We start from the raw sequence: 19,661 nt of genomic DNA on the forward strand, positions 1-19,661 counted from the left end.
ATATTACCCTTCTCATGTCAGCTACCAATCGCACCATATTGGAATTGAAAGCGAGCTTGTCAATTACATTGTAATCCTTTCTTAACGCTACCAATCGCACCATATTGGAATTGAAAGAACGTATCTCAAGAGTTGACACCTTCGGACGATGATCTACCAATCGCACCATATTGGAATTGAAAGTCAACAGCCTCTAAAATGCCTTTAGCATCGTAAAGCTACCAATCGCACCATATTGGAATTGAAAGTGATTTCTTAGTGCTGAATTACCTCCCTGTCTTGAACTACCAATCGCACCATATTGGAATTGAAAGAACAACGTGGTTGATCCTTACGATCGCCACCGTGCTACCAATCGCACCATATTGGAATTGAAAGTCGGGATCTATATTTTTTAACAATGTCCAAAAATCTACCAATCGCACCATATTGGAATTGAAAGGTAAATTGAAGCACCAGAACCGTAAGAGCTACCGCTACCAATCGCACCATATTGGAATTGAAAGTAATGGCAAGCTATACGTCTATGTTAGGTATGATCTACCAATCGCACCATATTGGAATTGAAAGAGATTTCCCAGAACCGAGTGATTAACGACAATTGCTACCAATCGCACCATATTGGAATTGAAAGATTAAGGATGAGCGGAGAAACAAAAACGGTAAACACTACCAATCGCACCATATTGGAATTGAAAGAAAGAAGAAGTGTTTGAAGCTTCATTCACGGCTAAGCTACCAATCGCACCATATTGGAATTGAAAGTCGGAAGCCTGCTGGCAGGCAATTTCTCACTACTCTCTACCAATCGCACCATATTGGAATTGAAAGAGAATTGTCAGTGTGGACATTATATCAAAACACGCTACCAATCGCACCATATTGGAATTGAAATGACTAATTCTCCTCTGCGTACTTTAGGAATATTTACACTACCAATCGCACCATATTGGAATTGAAATAGCGGTCAATATGGGCTACAATGGAAGATATTGTACTACCAATCGCACCATATTGGAATTGAAATACGGTAAATCATGCCGGCAATACCGCAGCAAAAGACTACCAATCGCACCATATTGGAATTGAAATCAATAATGTGAATTATCTATCCCCAACTGCTTAAACTACCAATCGCACCATATTGGAATTGAAATACAATCGGCTTGAGTATGCCAGTACGGTTGGGCGCACTACCAATCGCACCATATTGGAATTGAAATCCATAAGCGGGAACATCTGCACCTAGAAAAATACCTACCAATCGCACCATATTGGAATTGAAATTTTATTAATTTGTAATTCACTTGCTAAGTCGTTGACTACCAATCGCACCATATTGGAATTGAAATATCGTTTCCGATCCGGCTGATAAAGACAGCTATGCGCTACCAATCGCACCATATTGGAATTGAAATGGAGGATATCATTTTCAGAAATATCAACATCACAACTACCAATCGCACCATATTGGAATTGAAATAAAATCGTTTAATGTTGGTGCTTCATCCGGATGATGCTTCCAATCGCACCATACTGGAATTGAAATAATTCATTTCACAAGAAAGGAAAAGCGATTGATTTCTTTTAATCGCACCATACTGGAATTGAAATTTAGTACCTCCTGGTTGCTGCATAGTCGATCCCGGCTTTTAATCGCACCATACTGGAATTGAAATGATAGCGAGAACGACACACAGGCGTATATTGATTTTCTTTTAATCGCACCATACTGGAATTGAAATATGGAAGTCTGCCGCTGAGATATCTATAAACAACCTTTTAATCGCACCATACTGGAATTGAAATAACTGAAACTAATCCATTTGTCAATGTAGTACCGCCTTTTAATCGCACCATACTGGAATTGAAATTTGCTATTATTTTATTTTCTGCTTTCTGAAATTTCCTTTTAATCGCACCATGCTGGAATTGAAATATGAGTCGGGATATTCCGATTCACGATCATAAATAATTAAACCTATTAACTACCAGCATAAATAATAAAGGCAATCCCTAAAGCAAACAATACAAACATAGCCGCCAATAATCCGGAAACACCCTTAACCTGTTTAAATTCTTTCCATATAAAAACGCCCCAGAGTGCAGCAACAAGGGTTGCACCCTGACCCAGCCCGTAAGAGATAGCAGCTCCGGCCTTTCCTGCGGCAATCAGGTTCAATGAATTGCCAATACCCCATATTATACCTCCCAGGATTCCCACCAAATGAATGGAGAATTTTCCTTTGAAGTATTCTTTGTATTTTACCGGCTCCCCATTTATCGGCTTTTTCATTAAAATGGTATTGAAAACAAAATTACTGGCAAACACACCAATTGAAAAAACTACAACCGCCGTATAAGGTGTCATCTTTCCGGCAGCCGGCGATACAAAATTGTCCAGATCCATAGAGGCAGCTACAAAGCGGTAAAAGAACGACATCAGTACCCCGGCAAGAACAGCAACTAATATCCCTTTTGTAGTTACTTTTTGCTTGCTCGAAGAAGCTTTTTTATATGCCAGGGCATTTAGGATGATAGCAACAGTTACCAATCCCACTCCGAGAAAGAGAAACACGGGGTCTCCTTTTTGCGAACCAATGTAGTTGATAATAACGCCAAGGACAAGGGCAAGCCCAACACCAACAGGAAAAGCTACCGACATCCCGGCAATGGCAATGGCTGTTGAAAGAAGGATGTTAGAGGCATTAAATATTATCCCTCCCAGGAATGCACTGCCAATATTGCTCCAATCAGCTTGTTTAATATCGACAAGGAAACTGCGTCCTCCTTCGCCAGTACTTCCTAAAGTAAAGGCAAAAATCAGGGCTAACAACAGGACTCCGATTACGTAATCCCAATAAAACAATTCATAGCGCCAAGTTTTCCCGGCAAGTTTCTGGGTATTCCCCCACGAGCCCCAGCACAACATGGTAATGAAGCATAAAATAATGGCTAATGGATAGCTGTTGACTATAAACATGGATGTTAATTTTTTAGATTTATACTGATATATTTTCTTTAATAAATTCAGTAATTTCCTTTTCGGAAGGTATTGCAGGCTGTGCCCCCATCTTGGTTACACACAATGCGGCGGCGGCTGTTGCAAACCTCAAAGCATCCTCCCAACTTTTATTATTGCTGATACCAGCTGCAAGTGCCCCGCAAAACGTATCGCCTGCGGCCGTTGTATCAACCGACTCAACTTCAAAGGCGGGGATATGAAAATATTTTTCCTCATTTTTAAACAAGCAGCCTTTAACCCCCATTGTAAGCACAACATTTTTTACGCCCAGGGAGTTAAGCTTTTCCGCAACGGCTTCTTCTCCGATGTCAGCTATTTTTGCAGAAGCCACAACTTCAGCTTCTGTTTCGTTTACCACGAGAACGTGAACTGCCTCTAATACAGATTTATCCAGTTTAGTTGCCGGTGCCACATTTAACATGACTTTTGACCCTTTTTTGTGGGCAATCTTGCATATTGTTTGGACTGTATTATAAGGTATTTCCATTTGCAGCATGATTAAATCGGACTTTTCAATTTCATCTTCCAAGGCTACAATATAGTCTGAAGTGAGCATGTCATTTGCCCCGGGAATTATTACAATGCTGTTTTCGCCTTTGCTATCAACCCAGATCATAGCCGTTCCTGTAGGAACATTATCAACCAACAATGAAGAAGACATATTAATCCCTTGGTCATTAAATGTTTTCAGGATACTCTTTCCGTAAATATCATTTCCAAGGCTGGTTACAAATTTCACATTGCTGCCTGTTTTATTTGCTGCAACTGCCTGATTTGCACCTTTCCCTCCCATTGCCTGCAAAAAAGTCTGCCCCTTTATGGTTTCGCCATCCTTGGGGAAACGTTCCATCTTTGCAATTAAATCTAAATTCGAACTTCCTATTACAAGTATTTTACCCATAAAAAATATATTAAGTAGCCTATATCTTTATTTAATTATTGCAGTATAACCACCGCCTTTTGACATTTCTATTTTAAGTTTCTGACCTGCCTGGATTTTTTCAGAAATTATACGGAAATCTTTTGCCTGCTTGAAAGAATTTACCCCATCGGCATGGGCTCTTAATTGCTTTTCCCCTCCTTCTAAAAATGATAAATCAATTTGTAGTTCACGTGGCTCAGCTCCATTCATAGCTCCAATGTACCAGGTATCTCCAGCCCTTCTTGCAACAACTATATATTTACCAATTTCCCCGGCCAAGGGAATTGTTTCATCCCAAACAGTTGGAATTTCTTTTATAAAATTAAAACTCACCGGATTTTCATCGTATTTTGTTGGGCTGTCTGAAACCATTTGTAAGGGGCTTTCATATACCACATACATGGCGACCTGATGGCTGCGCGTACCATGGCTCATAGGTTCAGTCCGGCTAAGAAAATAATTATCATCGTGGGCATTTAACATTGCCCCAGGTGTATAATCCATAGGGCCTGCCCACATTCTTAGATATGGAATAATCAGGTCGTGTGTAACAGTCGCTATATCTTTCATCCTATTATATTCCAGGCCAACAACTCCTTCTCGTGTCATTACATTCGGATATTTTCGCCTAAGTCCTTTGCAGATATACGAGCCATGAAAATCAAGCAATAATTTATGCCTGGCAGCATTATCTGCTACATCATAAAAAAAGTTTACCATCCTGGCATCGTTGCGATCCATAAAATCAATTTTAACACCCTTCACTCCCCATTTGGAAAACTGGTCGAATGCAACATCCATCTGCCTGTCAACATTGATCCATTTTGCCCAAAGCATAACCCCCACTTTTTTAGCAGCGGCATGTTTACAAATTGATGCTATATCCACATCCGGGTTTAACTCCATTAAATCATTTTTTGCAGACCATCCTTCATCGAGTAATACATATTCCAATCCGTGTTTAGCAGCATAATCTATCATATACAAATAGGTAGCAGTATTTATACCCGAAACAAAATCGACATTGTATATATTCCGTCCGTTCCACCAGTCCCATAATACTTTTCCGGGTTTTACCCACGAAAAATCATACTCCGGGGCTTCTTCATCTGAAAGAAGGTAGGTTAAATCGCTACTCAGCATATCGGCATCATTTTCGAATATACCTACTACCCGCCACGGGAAAGTTCTTTTTGTATTTGTTTTAACAAGATATTCTTCCCGCTCAATAGCATATAATTTATTCCCGTTATTCCTGATTTCTTCGGTATGCGGATAATAAGCAAAAATACCTTTAAACGATTTTCCGGATGGTTGCAGGTAAAAGCCCGGATAATTTACCAGATTAGCCTCGGCAATCAGTAATTTACAGTTTCCTGCATTAACCATTACCGGAGAAATTGAAAAGCTATCTTGAGGCAAGGATGAAATATTTTTAATTGTATATTCCTCTTCAAACCAATTTTGTAATTTATCAGTTAACAATGTATATGTTTCGTAATCATCCGGAAGATTGAAAACTACTGATTCGGAAATTATTGGTTTTTCTTCGTCTTTTTTACCAATAAACCGGTAAGCAACACCATCGTTATATGCCCTGAATTCGACCATATAATCACGGTAAGCCAATAAAATCTTATTGTATTCTTCATTGATTACTTTTAATTTTCGGGGAACAGTTAAATTTACTTCCTTTTGAATACTTTCTGTTGAAACCTTCCTTGGACGGGAATCCTTCCCCCACTCCTTCTCTCCGACTTTCATTAAAATGGGAGATTTTGTAACTACTACTTTCCCGTTTCTTTTTACTTCGTAACTGATTTCATTATGGGTTGTTATACTGATTGTATTTTTACCATCCGGGGAACTAACACATTTCTCCTGCGAAAAAGCAGAACCTGCTATGATAAAAACAAAGATGGCAATTAAATATAAATACTTTCTTTTCATACAATTATATTCTTATTCGTTAATAATATTTCAAAACTATTCGGCATTTATTTCAGCGTTTTTTTCAAGGTAGCCAAGCACTTGCAAAAAATCATCGGTTTCACGAACTGTGCTTTTGTAATTCTCTGGATTATTATAATTGAAAAAACCGTGTCCTTCCCCATTATATAATTTCAGCACACAGGTACTCCCCACTTTTCCCATTACCTTTTGGTAATATCTTGCTGTTTCAACAGGAATCAACTGGTCTTCTGTGCCAAGGAAAATAATGGTAGGAGGTGCTCCCTGTTTTATATTATGCAGGGGCGAAAAATCTTTATAATCATCAGCTACTCGTTCATATCCGTAGCCCCCTGGACCGTTATCGATAACCGGACTATAAAGCACAAGGGCATCCGGCTCACAATCAACCGATAAGTCGTCGTTTTTATCATTATATTTTTTAATTAAGGCCGTGGCAGCTGCTAGCTGTCCTCCGGCCGAACCTCCCGATGCAATTATTTTTGAAGGATTGAGGCTGAATTCAGAAGCATTTTTTCGGATATAGCGAATTGCCGACTTGGCATCTTTCAGTGCCTCGAAAGGAGTTGTACTATTTTTGCTTTCGGTTCTGTAATCGGCAAGAAAACAAACGATGCCACGTTTTGCGAAATATTCAGCATGATTTTTAAAATGGCTTCTGTCACCGGTTTTCCATCCTCCCCCAAAAAAGAATACCATAGCCGGATATTGATTTGCCTTGTTGAAATTATCGGGATATTTAACTTCTAAATACAATTTAACCGTATCTACTTTTTTATAAATAAAAAGCTCCGATTTCTGGCTGAATCCCAACAAAGCAGGTAAACAAAATAAAATGGTTATAAAATTAAATCTCAACATAACAAACTATTTATTTTGAGGAGTTAACAGGTAAGTGTCAAAATCCGAATCATTTACCCAATCAGCTGGGATTTTTTCACCATTCATATAGCGGTTATAAAAATTATGGACAGCACCTGCATAAGGGTAATTATCAAACACATCGCCATTGCCCAGGATACGAGGATCACCCTGTTCTGTGAGCCTTTGCTTCATTTCGATTTCAAGTCCTGATTTCAGTTCCTGAAATTCTTCATTTTCAGCCAAGTTATCCATACAAAAAGGATCGTTGGTAATATTATAAAGTTCTTCGGAAGGGCGTTTCCCAAAATTCATTTCCCAAAATTCCAGTTGGCCTTTTTTCCTCCGTGTGTCCAGAATATATGTTTTAGTCGGGCTGCCGTCGCAGTTCAGATAACCTGTTTCAGGATTACCTGCCGGCCACCTACCGGTTTTAAAATTACGCAGGTACAAATAATCGCCCTTTATTATTCCACGAACCGGATAACCCTGGTCATCGGGCCGGCCAACATCATGCCGTTCTTTTCCAACTAAAACAAAATCGCGCTTAGTAGAAACCGAGCCTTCTTTCTCTGAATAAAATAGTTCACTCAGGCTTTTACCTGTTATAGGCTGCATCCCCGATTGTTCTTCTTTAACTCCTGCCAATTCCAGGATGGTTGGTGCAAAATCGATAAAATTCACAAAATCATCAACCCGCCTGCCTGGATTTTTTATCCCTTTAGGCCACATAACAGCCAGGGGAAGGTGGTTGGAATATTCATAAACCTGGCCTTTAATTCGAGGGAAAGGCATACCATTGTCGGCTGTTACAAAAACAATTGTATTTTCCAATTCCCCGATTTCATCAAGTTTTTCAAGCATTCTTTTTAAATGGCTGTCGAAGTATTCAATCTCGAATGCATAATCGAGCATATCGGATCGTATTGTATCTACATCGGGCCAGAATTCAGGAATTTTATCCACGCCTGACTTTGACATTCCGCCTAATTCTTCACCCGATTCAAAATCGTAAGGACGGTGTGGTTCAAACCCTCCATACCAAAAGCAAAAGGGTTCTCCTTCGGGACGTTCTTTAAGAAACTGAGAAAAATTCTGGGCGTAATCGTTGGGAGAAATCCCATTTGTAGGAGCTTCTAATTTATGAGTATTGAATTTCTTTCCGGCCAACTCACGCCTTTTTCCGTCAACCTTACCAGGATTGCCTGGAGCCCATCCTTTTCCTGTACTTCCAACCCAATATCCCTGCGCTCCCAATGCTTCAACATAGGTTTTAAATTTTGCCGGGAAATTTGGTGAATGGTTGGCTGCTTCCTCTAATTGCCAACTATTACGCCCGGTTAAAATACAAGCCCGTGAAGGGGCACATTTAGCATTTGGAGTATAAGCACGCGTAAATAAAATACCACTGTTTGCTACGCGGTCGAATCCGGGAGTTTCAACCCAATTGCAGCCATAAGCTCCAAAATGCTGCCACGAGGCATCGTCCGCAATACAGAACAAAAAATTTGGTTTCTTTTCTTTTTGTAATGAGCCTTCATTTTTTTTACTACAAGCTAAAGTCGCACTAATTAAGGCAATGCCCAGTAAAATTAATTTCAGGTTTTGGTATGTATTATTGCGCTTCATTATTATGATCATTATGTTTTTCAATTCATTTATTTTTCTGAAAAGCCTTCGCTTTTGGAAACCTTTTTTCTGATAGATTTAGATAAAAATCAGGTAACGCTTTATTCATCCATATTTCATACTGTTCAGGATCTTCCCTTTCATAAATATGCGCATCTCCGCTTTTATCAAATTCATACGAAAAAATACCTGACTCTTTTACCTCGATAGTACAAGGGCGAAGCTTTTCCATAAAAATTTCATCGCTGTTTAATACTTCATTTTCAGGCACTATTTCAAAAACCTCGTTTTCATGTTTAACCAACTTAAGTTCCGCAACTTGCATCCAAATTGCAGTTTCCCATGTCCTGTGGGGCTTATTAAAAACGGAAGGATCAGACTGGAAGGTACTGTCGAGCATAGCCAGATAGCCTGGCTTTGTCTCCCGCAATAAAGCATAATGATAGTATTGCTTTAATTTATCGGGCAGGTTGTTAATAAAATTCAAACTTGAGATTCTGTAAAATGTATTGTTCCCATCTTTTATAAATGCCTTAAACTTTGCCTTGCCTGCTCTTGTTTCATCGCCAGCGGCACAAGGGTACAAGTATAATGGCAACCCGGATTTTAGAACTGAAACAAATGCGTTTGTATCTAAAGCAACATTCCATTCTAAAAATGTAGGATGGTTAAAACTTGTCCCGGCGGAAATATGAACTTCTTTGACTTTTTCTTTTAGTAAATCAGGAAACCTGTTATTAGCCACAGCAAGAATCCGCAGTGAGCCAAATGAAACAACAGTTACTGCTTCCTCTGATTCTTCTAATATTCTTTTCAATAAATTGAGCCCCTTGTTCTCGTATGCGGAAATATATTCCATTTTATCATCCGTACTTTTCATAGCAGAAAAAGGGCCAACGCCATAAGGCACATTCTTATCGAAAATATAATTGAGTTGTTCAACTGCTGAATAGCCCGGCTCTCTTGGACCACGTTTATCCTGATGTAAACCTACTCCGGCATTTACAGCCACTTTATTCCGAAATGTATTGTGGCAATCGAGCAATACTGCTTTTAGATCGATCTCGGGTAATAGATAAGCATTTACAAGGTCGATATTATCGCCGACATCCTGAGCAGGAACATATAAGTCGGAAATTACAATTACCGGGGTTGAATTCTTCTTTACAAACGTTTGTGCAATAGTTGTTTGTAAAAAACAGATAGTAATTATTATAGATATCAGGCCAACCTTCGGTAAAGTTTTCATAAAAGGTTTTTATTTTCCGGTTACAGCATTTACTAAGGCATCCAATACGTCCTGAGTATTCGAAACATTGTGTATTAAATAGCGGTGCATCCCATTTTCATTTTCCGAAAAGATACTATTCCCCTCATCATCGATTTGGATGGTACCCCAGGGCGATAATTCGAAAAAATCTTTTTGAGGTTCTGCGGCAATCAAAACCGAAGTTAAATCCCAGGTAGGCCTATCGTAAGGCATCTGCTCCCACGCCCTGTACGAAACACACAATGGATTCTTCTCCGGGTCAGAAAAATCGTTTTCGACGCTTTGGTGTGGATAAAGCAAAGCTTTGCCAACTTCCCAGCCACTGGCTATAATTGGAACCGGACACAAAGAAAAAACATCTTGTGAGGCTTCCAGGTCGTTTACAATATTCCATTCGGGAAATGGCTCGACTCCATAATGCCCACCCATAATTGAAAGCAACTTAACTTTTTGTTTTACGAGTTCGATCCCATTTAAGCTGCTATATTCATCGCCTTCCGACTGTAGCAACCTGCCAATATTTGTTTCCGGGCCAACCGCTACCAAAACAACAGATTGATTGGGTTGCGATGCCAATAATTTCCTTATTAATTTATACGCCTCTGGAATATTATCTTCTACCGTGCGTTTGGGTTCAAGTATTTTTTTCCCGCCAACTACTTTTGAGAGTGTTTGTTTGAGATATTTCCCTTCGTCGGGTTTTACACCATTAAAAACATACCCCAATGGCAGGTTTTCTATGTTATTGAAGTTACAGAACCCATCGACATATTCAACAGCCATAGGATTTGCTTTGCTGATGGTTACACCTAATAAATCGACCTTTCCCTGCTTATGGTAATTTAACAACATTTGCAGGGCTAGTACATCATCGATGTCGTTGCCAAGGTCGGTATCGAAAATAATTTTAACCGGTTCATTTTTTGGTGCTTGATGATTCTTTTCCTTTTTATTATCGACACAGGAAAATAAACCAAGACAAAGCAATAGCAATAAAAATATATTTTTCATAAAATTCAATTTTCGATAATGTATTTAAGCGAAGTATCTTTTTGCAAATCATCAAAATTTGTAATGGGGATTTCAAATTCATCTAAATCCTGGTTTAGCCCGATATACCCCATGGGATGGTTTCCACCGTTAAAATAATTGTAGGCCGCAAAACGTACAGACGGAAGCATGCCTGCCGGATCGAGAATTGCAATTGAAATAATATATTTACCATCCGGAATATCTTCATCTATAGTTAATTCTTCTTCAATTAAATAATTTTCGGCTTCAATCGTATATTCATTTTCATCAAAATCCCAGCCATTACCCGGCATCCAGGTCGATATTTCAACATCATCTAATTGTGTTGACCAAACTTTTTCCCTGCTATCAGGATCGAGCAGGCTAATTTCCACAGGCCAGTTATAATAAAAGGGCGAAGAACCTGTATTCTTAATTTCAAACGAAATACTAAAGGGTGAATTCGATTCAATTTTTGTTGGATAATTAAACTCGTTTATAATAAACCTGTATCCCATTGCTTTTTGAATGGTTATAGCATTTGAAATAAATTCGGCATCTGAAAAATCGGCCCAGGTCACTCCTCCCAGGTGATTGCAATGTAAATCGCGAATTTGGTCGATTATTAAATCACGCGTGTCTCCATCGGCAACCACTTCTTCCAAAGAATTGAACTTTGAAAGGTTTCCCCAGTTCCAGGTTATTTCTCCTCCAATGGGTTGCATTTTCCATCTGTCGCCGAGTTTTTTCATTTCGGCATAACCCCTAACCTGTTCCTGTTGCATAGCCCAGGAATCCCAAAAAATACCAAATTCGTAATCTTTAAAATCATAAGCATAGCGAACCATTACTTTCTTATTAGGGAAAGCTTCGGTAAAAGCGTCGCCAAGTGTTTTTTCAATACCGGGAATCCAGGTACGGTTGGCTACATGGTAATCCTGAGTATGTGGCAGCCAGTAAGTCGTAATATTCGGATCGTGCTGTTCGCCCCAGCAACCAATAATCCCCATTTCCACATAAGCTACCCGGGGATCGTTGTTCCATGCTTCTCCCAATTTCTTTACAAATTTCTTTACCCTGTCCTGAAAAGTAGGCACAAAATATCCACCGGTAATTGGTGTATCCGGATCTTCAGAATAAACCTCCCCGGGGATATCGCTGGGCCAATGTGACCCTCTTAAATCATCCGGATCTTCAGGATTCGTTGTCATTCCTCCCAGCCATGGTTCTTTCCATATAATGTATGCACGGGGAATAACTTTCATATTTATATCTTCTACCCCTTCCCAACGATGGTTACTGTATTCTATCACCTTTTCAACACCGTCACTTGCAACATCTTCCATATTGTCCCATTGCATATATTCCTTTATCATGGTTCCATATGGATACGGATATTGACTGCGTTTTTTATCCTTGGCAGGATTAAAATATTCTCGGAATCCTTTCATCGGATTTCGAATAGCATTGTAGTATTCTATAGGGCTAATTACAACACGGCCATCAATTATTTTAAAATTCTCATTATCATCGATAATATCTTCTACACCCCCATCGCCACATGAGGAAAATAAAAGCAAACAAGCCAATATATAATTCATTAAATACATATTTCTTCGCAAACTATTTTCTACACAACTTAATTTTAGTAGCTTTTTAATCCAATTCATAATGCAAAGTAGTTTCACTTCCGAGGTTATCAAATTCGGTCACAGGTATCTCAAATTCTTCAATTTCTGCATTTACACCAATATATCCCATTGGGTGCCTCCCCCCTTCAAAATAGTTAATTGCAGCAAAACGCAGGGAAGGGAGCATACCCGCAGGGTCGAGGACTGCTAAGGAGATAATATATTTCCCATCAGGAACATCTTCATCCACCGTAACATTGGCTTCAACATTATTTGTTTCTGCGTCAATTGTGTATGCCTTTTTCGAACTATCCCATACATCGCCCGGCATCCACTCCGAAATATTTACATTGTTTAGTACTGTTGACCAAACCTGTTCTTTTGTTTCCGGATCTAAAAGGCTGACTTCAAGTGGCCAATTATAGTAAAAAGGCGATGAGCCGGTATTCACAACATCGAGTGATAAGGAAAAGGAAGTGTTCGGTTTAATTCTTGTAGGATAGCTAAATTTTTCAATAACAAAACGGTAGCCCAGATTTTTCTGAATGATGGCTGCATTAGAAAGAAATTCCGTGTTACTAAAATCAGCCCAGGTAACACCGCCAATATGGTTGATATGCAAATTACGAATATGTTTTATAACCCGGGCTTGTGTTGCATTATCGGAAATTAGTTCTTCAAAGCTATCAAACTGAGCATGATCTCCTCTTGCCCAGGAAATTTCACCTCCCATAGGCTGTGTTTTCCACCTATCATCTAATTTCATCATTTCGTTATACCCTCTGTTTTCTTCTTGTGGCAAGGCAAACGAATCCCAGAAAACTCCAAAATCATATTCAGTAAAATCATACGCATACCGAACCATAACTTTTTTGTTTTTGAATGCTTCGGTAAATGCGTCGCCAAGTGTTTTTTCAATACCGGGTATCCATGTACGGTTTGCCACATGGTATTCCTGCGTATGGGGCGGCCAGTAGGTAGATATATTTGGGTCATGGTGTTCGCCCCAACATCCTATTATACCCATTTCGATATATGCAACCCTGGGGTCGTTATCCCAAGCTTCGCCTAATTTTTTCACCAGTTTTTTAACTCTTTCCTGAAAAGAAGAATCGAAATATCCTCCTGTAATAGGCGTATCAGGATCTTCGGAATATGTTTCACCGGGAATATCGGCAGGCCAATGTGACCCTCTCAAATCATCCGGATTTTCCGGTTCAGTTGTCAATCCACCCAGCCAGGGTTCGCGCCAAACAATATATGGCCTCGGGATAACTTTCATATTAATGTCTTCAACTCCTTCCCACCTGTGGTTACTATAAGCTATAACCTTATCAACTTCATCGCTTTCCACATTTTCAAGGTTATCCCATTGCATATATTCCTTAATTATGGTTCCGTATGGATAAGGGTACTCGTCGCGTTTTAAATGTAATGCCGGATTAAAATACTCCCGAAGCCCTTTCATAGGATTACGTATGGCTGTATAATATTCTATTGGTTTAACAGTAACAAGCCCGTTTTTAACACTTATAACCTGATCATCGTCATCCGGAATTTCCGGATCAGCATCGCTACAAAATGTAAAAATGGCAAGCATTATTACAACACAATAATTCCTATGTACACCCATGTTCAATTGCATAATTTTGTTTACAGCTAAATTTATATCTAAAATCACAACAAGGAGGGATATAATCCTTCCTTGTTCTTTACCCCTCTAATATCCAGGATTATTCTCATTCATAGCATCGTTCGCATCCATGGCTACCTGAGGGATTGGATATACAGTTGCCTGATTTTCACCAACGGTTATCCCGTAGCCAGCATATGCCGCTTGTACCTGTTCGTTAAGTTTCCCAAAGCGGATCAAGTCGAAACGTCGGTGGCGCTCGCAGCAAAGTTCAAGCAAACGTTCTTTTAGTAACACATCGGCAAATTCTGATTTTGAAAGGCCATCATTTTCGGTAATGCTACTAATGCCTGCCCGTGTTCGAACCTGGTTCAGGTACTCATACTTTTTACCCGATGAATCATCAATATTATTTAAAGCCTCTGAAGCCATCAACAATACATCGGCATAGCGCATGTAAACATAATTCAAGTCATCGTCTTCAATCTGATCCTGATAATTCTCGTCATAATATTTTTTTATTGCAGGAGGTGATTGTACAACCCCGTTAAATTCTGTCCAAAAAAATTCTGTTTTACGCTTATCGTCATCTTCGTACTGACCATAAAGGTATTGAGTTGGGCCAAACCCTCCCCAACCAAAACCACCGGCAGTAGGGCCACCAGTACCCCGGGCTCCCCAATAAGAACTTTGCAAACTTCCTTCAAGCCCCCAATAGCCGGAATGACTCCACTGAACTTCAAAGATATTTTCGTATTCTTCGTTTTTATGGCTTGCTGAATATATATCAGCATAATTATCGTACAGGTTAAAATGCCCTATGACATTATTTAAAGCTTCCAGGGCTTCGGCTGACTTACCCCATTGCAAATAAACACGCCCAAGGAAAGCATAAGCGGCATAACTTGTTGCCCTCCCTTTATCATTGCTATTCGACCATGTTTCAGGAAGAATGCCTGCGGCATACTCTAAATCGCCGGTTATTAACTCATAAGCATCATCGATTGATTCGCAGCGAGGTTTTGAAATCTCATCCGGATCAACGGTGGATGTTGTCCATAACGGAATACGGCCATACATTCGTACCAATTCAAAATAAAATAATCCCCTCAGAAAACGGGCTTGTGCAATCAGCATAGTCCTGTCTTCATCGCTCATGTTTGAATTGGAAGGCATATCAATAACTGTATTAGCAGACTTAACTCCTTCGTAACTATACACATAATGATTATACAAGAATGAATGGCTTGCCGTATAAGTATAATACATCAGTTCTGTATAGGCTGCCCAGCTTGTATTAAAAGGGCGAACTTCATCGGTACCAAATTCCCCCAATACTATTGTCAATTTCTGGCCTGTTACTTTTTGGAGCATTGCATAAGAACAAATCAGAGCTGCATCCCAGTCTTCGGCAGTAATAAAAGAATTTTCTGCGGTGATGCTGCTTTTTGAAACCTCTGTCAGAAAATCTTCACAAGAAGTACTCGAAAACAGAAGAATCACAATTGTTAAGACATATATTATTTTTTTCATGATAATTAATTGTAAAAGTATTCTTAGAAATTAATTGAAATACCACCGATAAAAGCCCTTGACCCTGGATAAGGATTTGATTGGGCTGAAGCTTCTATATCATAGCCTGTGTACTTGGTAAAAGTATAGACATTCTGAACAGAAAAATAAGCTCGTAGGCTGGTTGCTTTTAACAATTTTGTCCAGCGTTTTGGTAGCGTATAACCCAATTCCAGATTTTTAATACGGGCATAAGTACCATCTTCCAGAATGGCATCAGTACCATCGCCATTTAAATAAGAACTACCAATACGTGGAGCCGGATATTTATTACTTGGACGGTCGGCACGCCAATAGTTATTATAATAATCCACACTTGAATTTCCTTTGGTATTGTAACTGTTTGTAAAACGAAGCAACGAATTCCTAACCTTATATCCTCCTGCATAAGTTACAAAAACGACCAAATCAAAATCTTTATATTTAAATGTATTGGTTAATCCGCCATAGTAAGACGGATTACTTTGCCCGCAAAAGACTCTATCATCACTATTTATCTGATTATCTTCGTAATTGTCAACAATTTTCCTGTCACCTGGCAACGCTCCATAAACAGCAGCTTCCGCCGCTTCTTCCAATTGCCAAATTCCATCTGATTCCAGCATATAAAACTCATTTAACGAGTGCCCTACAAATATTTGCTTATTGTAATCAGTTTTACCATCATAGAGTTCAATAACTTCGTTACGGTTATATGTAAAGTTTAATGTACTTGTCCACTGGAAATTATATTTATTTATATTGATTGTATTTAAAGAAAACTCAATCCCCTTGTTTTCAAGCACTCCAACATTGGTGTAAGACGATTGATATCCCGATTCCAACGGCAAGGTAACGTTCCAAAGAAGGTCGGTTGATTGCTTATAATAATAATCGATACTACCGGCTACTCTATTTCCAAAAAATCCATAATCTAAAGCTATATCCAATTGTTTAGATTTTTCCCAGGTTAAATTTGTATTTCCGATAGAAGAATATGCAGCACCGGTATATAAAACACCATTCAAAACATAATTAAAATGCTGCCCTCCCTCAGATACAAGTGCCTGATAAAGGTAATTACCAATATTCTGGTTACCGAGCATTCCGGCGCTGACTCTTAACTTTAAATTATCAATATAATCAGCCGATTTCATAAAATCTTCTTCCGTAATCCTCCATGCTAAAGCAAGTGAAGGGAAATATCCCCAACGATGCCCAGGTGCAAATCTAGATGAACCATCGGCACGCATTGTAAATGTAGCCAGGTAACGATCCTTATAATTATAATTAGCACGCATATAAGTTGAAGTGAGTGTCGATGCTGAAGCAGAAGAACTATTTGGACCGAACTCGCTTCCTCCTCCCAGATTATAATATTTTGTGACCGAATCAACTCCTTTGGCTTGTGCAAATGAAGATTCTGCTTCTGATTTGGAAGCGGATACACCGACCATGGCTTTTATCTTATGGTCGCCAAATTTATTATCATAAGTTATGGTATTTTCCGATTGCCAATATCTGGATTTGCTACTTGTTATATTTGCAACTCCTTCGGTAGCATAATGCTGCCCCATCCGGGGATTTTCATATATATCAGTTATTGCAAAATGCAGTGTTGCTGCATTATTGGTTTTAATACTTAAATGTTTTACAGGTGTAAATTCGACAAAAAACGAACCGGTAATATGAGTTACTTTTGTTGATTTATCGAGCAAATCAACCATAGCCACCGGGTTTGCCTTTGTATTTAAGAAACCATCAAAATACTCTCCATCTGATCCATAAATTGGTGCAGTCGGCTGTGCAGAAACAGCACTAAATATGGTACCGTATAACTCGTGGGTTTCTTCATTTATATTTTTGATTTTCGACTCCAAAACATTCAAACGAAATCCCATATGAGCCCAATCGTTAAGCTTGCTGTCGTTGTTAAAACGGAGTGTTATCCTATTATAATTTGAATTTTTTATAATCCCGTCCATATCGTAATAGTCAAGGCCGAGATAATTACTGGACTTTTCGCTACCCCCAGAAACTGAGGCATTATAATTTTGGAATTTACCTTGTTCCGAAATAGCTGCCTGCCAATCGGTGGTTTCTCCACGGCTAAGCTGGAGCAATTCATCACGTTTCCACGTATATTCAATTCCTTCTGAATTAATCAGGTCATAATATTGTTGGGCGCTCATCATGTCCATTTTATTTACCATATTCATAACACCGCCTTGCGCAGTAAACGAAACCTTGGTTTTTCCTGCCACACCTTTTTTACTGGTAATAAGTATTACACCATTTGATCCCCTATTACCATAAATAGATGCTGCCGAAGCATCTTTCAAAATTTCAATTGATTCAATGTCAGCTGTTGCAATTTGATCAAATCCGCCGGGCACGCCATCAATAATAACTAAAGGACCATTCCCTGCATTTACCGAACCTTTCCCCCGGATAACCACTGAAACACTCCCTCCCGGTTTTAAGTTGGTTTGTGTTACCTGTACACCCGAAGCCATGCCTTGTAACGCATTCCCCAACAAACCAACTTTTGTATTTTTAAGGTCGTTAACTTTTACTGAAGAGACTGATCCAGTTAGGTCGCTTCTTTTCGAAGTACCATAGCCAACCACAACAACATCGTCGAGGTTATAATTATCAGATATCATATTAACATTGATTTCCTTTTGCCCCTTATATACAACCTTTTGTGTAATCATACCAACAAAAGAAAATACCAGAACATCATTTTGATTTACATCTAATGAATAGCGGCCATCTGCATCAGTTGTCACACCCGTAAGCGTACCGTCAATAACTACTGTAACTCCGACCAAAGGCTCTGATTCATAATTCGTTACAACACCAGAAACCGTATTTTGGGCAAATCCTTCAAAAACGATCCCTAAAAACAATACGATTAAGAAAATATATTTTTTCATAGTTTTTTTTCAGATTAATATTTTATTAGAATTGACGAATTGGCCTTGCTGCAATTGACCAATTAGTTGCATTAGCCCTGCCTGTAACAAGATTTGTTATTTCGTAGAAATTAACATAGTAATAAGCCCATGCCCATACTGTCGTTGAGTTCACCGTTGATGTCCAGTAATTATTTTTTGAGACCAAAGCTATAGGATCAACCAGAGTAGCCCGATAGTTAAATAATTCGACCATTTCCTGAAGAGAACCTAGGAACCAATCTTCATATACATATCCATCAACATCAAATGAATAATTATCACACAATTCAGCAACAGACGTTTCTGCCGCATTGCCATCACTGCGATAAGATATTATTCCTTGCACCAAGTTCTCGGTATTGGTTTTTCCTGCATAAATATCTTGGGTAGTACCAGAAGCATACGGATCAATTTTTACACTTACTCCAAAAGGAAGTTTCTCTGCTACATTTTCTGTTGCTACAATTAAACCATGTGCTCCATCATCGGATGTATAAAACACTGTCCCTCCTCCCAGTTGGTCGCCTACATCAACAGGCACAGCAGTACTGCCAGCTACACAAATTCTTTTTCCACGGATAAAAGAGAGATTATTCACTCCATAACATCCGGCAGGGACAGTTACCGAAAGACCATCGGATGTTAAGGTGGTATTTACCGTAAATGACAATCCGTCGGGATAATGGTCTGCTTTAAATACAAGCTGGTCTCCACTTTCAAATCCATCACCGGATATAGCAATTGTTTCGCCTCCCAAAACCGAAGCAGGAACAGAAAGATTATCGACACTAAAAACGAAAGCTACTTTTAAGTGCTCGTCAAGGATTGTTGTTAAATTAGCCCTTGTGACAGAAACTTCGTACTCCCCCCCCGCTTCATCTGGGATTTCAATTGTTATCCCATAGTCGTCGGCTGAAACAACTGATGCTATAAAATTAGCTTCGCCTTCAAGAGATGTACAACTAATCACATCTTCCTCAGAAAAACCGACACCACTGACATAAACTTCTGCCCCGGGGACTGTACTACTCTGAGAAGGCATACTAACATCCTTCAGAATGGGGGCAACAACATCACCAGTTACAATAGTGACTTCATCCTCTTTTTCACAACCAATAAAAAAAGGAAGCACCAATAAAATCAATAAAAATTTATTCATTCTCATAAAATTTAGGTTTGATGTTTGAATCATCTAGT

12 protein-coding genes and 1 CRISPR repeat array (1 of these 13 only partly in view) are annotated in these 19,661 nt (G+C 39.1%); all 12 genes read right to left on the reverse strand.

Annotation, left to right across the window (positions count from 1 at the left end; all coding sequences use genetic code 11):
• A CRISPR array of direct repeats spans positions 1–1,939; the repeat unit is 30 nt; unit sequence CTACCAATCGCACCATATTGGAATTGAAAG; it begins 834 nt to the left of the window's first position.
• A gap of 45 nt (positions 1,940–1,984) precedes the next feature.
• Positions 1,985–2,983, reverse strand: a complete 999-nt coding sequence (locus GR929_RS10575; protein ID WP_159519560.1) for a GRP family sugar transporter — start codon at positions 2,981–2,983, stop codon at positions 1,985–1,987.
• 19 nt (positions 2,984–3,002) lie between these two features.
• Complete coding sequence (gene rbsK / locus GR929_RS10580; RefSeq protein ID WP_159519562.1) at positions 3,003–3,926, reverse strand: ribokinase; 924 nt, start codon at positions 3,924–3,926, stop codon at positions 3,003–3,005.
• Between the two features lie 27 nt (positions 3,927–3,953).
• Positions 3,954–5,897 (reverse strand): glycoside hydrolase family 97 protein, encoded by a 1,944-nt coding sequence (locus GR929_RS10585; protein WP_159519564.1) that lies wholly within the window; start codon positions 5,895–5,897, stop codon positions 3,954–3,956.
• 36 nt (positions 5,898–5,933) lie between these two features.
• On the reverse strand, positions 5,934–6,779 hold the full coding sequence (locus tag GR929_RS10590; protein ID WP_159519566.1) for an alpha/beta hydrolase: 846 nt from the start codon (positions 6,777–6,779) through the stop codon (positions 5,934–5,936).
• Between the two features lie 6 nt (positions 6,780–6,785).
• Positions 6,786–8,408, reverse strand: coding sequence for a sulfatase family protein (locus GR929_RS10595; protein ID WP_159519568.1), 1,623 nt, complete (start codon positions 8,406–8,408; stop codon positions 6,786–6,788).
• Between the two features lie 25 nt (positions 8,409–8,433).
• Positions 8,434–9,657, reverse strand: coding sequence for a nucleoside hydrolase (locus GR929_RS10600; protein ID WP_394366234.1), 1,224 nt, complete (start codon positions 9,655–9,657; stop codon positions 8,434–8,436).
• A gap of 9 nt (positions 9,658–9,666) precedes the next feature.
• Positions 9,667–10,689, reverse strand: coding sequence for a nucleoside hydrolase (locus GR929_RS10605; RefSeq protein WP_159519572.1), 1,023 nt, complete (start codon positions 10,687–10,689; stop codon positions 9,667–9,669).
• 5 nt (positions 10,690–10,694) lie between these two features.
• Entirely contained in the window at positions 10,695–12,290 is a 1,596-nt protein-coding gene (locus GR929_RS10610) for a DUF4832 domain-containing protein (protein WP_201300969.1), read from the reverse strand.
• Positions 12,291–12,345: 55 nt separating this feature from the next.
• Positions 12,346–13,953 carry a DUF4832 domain-containing protein gene (locus GR929_RS10615; RefSeq protein ID WP_159519574.1) on the reverse strand — a complete coding sequence of 536 codons (1,608 nt, stop codon included), beginning with the start codon at positions 13,951–13,953 and terminating at the stop codon, positions 12,346–12,348.
• Between the two features lie 87 nt (positions 13,954–14,040).
• Positions 14,041–15,486, reverse strand: coding sequence for a RagB/SusD family nutrient uptake outer membrane protein (locus GR929_RS10620; protein ID WP_159519576.1), 1,446 nt, complete (start codon positions 15,484–15,486; stop codon positions 14,041–14,043).
• A gap of 23 nt (positions 15,487–15,509) precedes the next feature.
• Positions 15,510–18,443 carry a SusC/RagA family TonB-linked outer membrane protein gene (locus GR929_RS10625; protein ID WP_159519578.1) on the reverse strand — a complete coding sequence of 978 codons (2,934 nt, stop codon included), beginning with the start codon at positions 18,441–18,443 and terminating at the stop codon, positions 15,510–15,512.
• 25 nt (positions 18,444–18,468) lie between these two features.
• Positions 18,469–19,623 (reverse strand): IPT/TIG domain-containing protein, encoded by a 1,155-nt coding sequence (locus GR929_RS10630; protein ID WP_159519580.1) that lies wholly within the window; start codon positions 19,621–19,623, stop codon positions 18,469–18,471.
• Positions 19,624–19,661 lie beyond the last annotated feature (38 nt).

Source organism: Sunxiuqinia indica, assembly GCF_009847015.1.
Taxonomy (GTDB): Bacteria; Bacteroidota; Bacteroidia; order Bacteroidales; family Prolixibacteraceae; genus Sunxiuqinia; species Sunxiuqinia indica.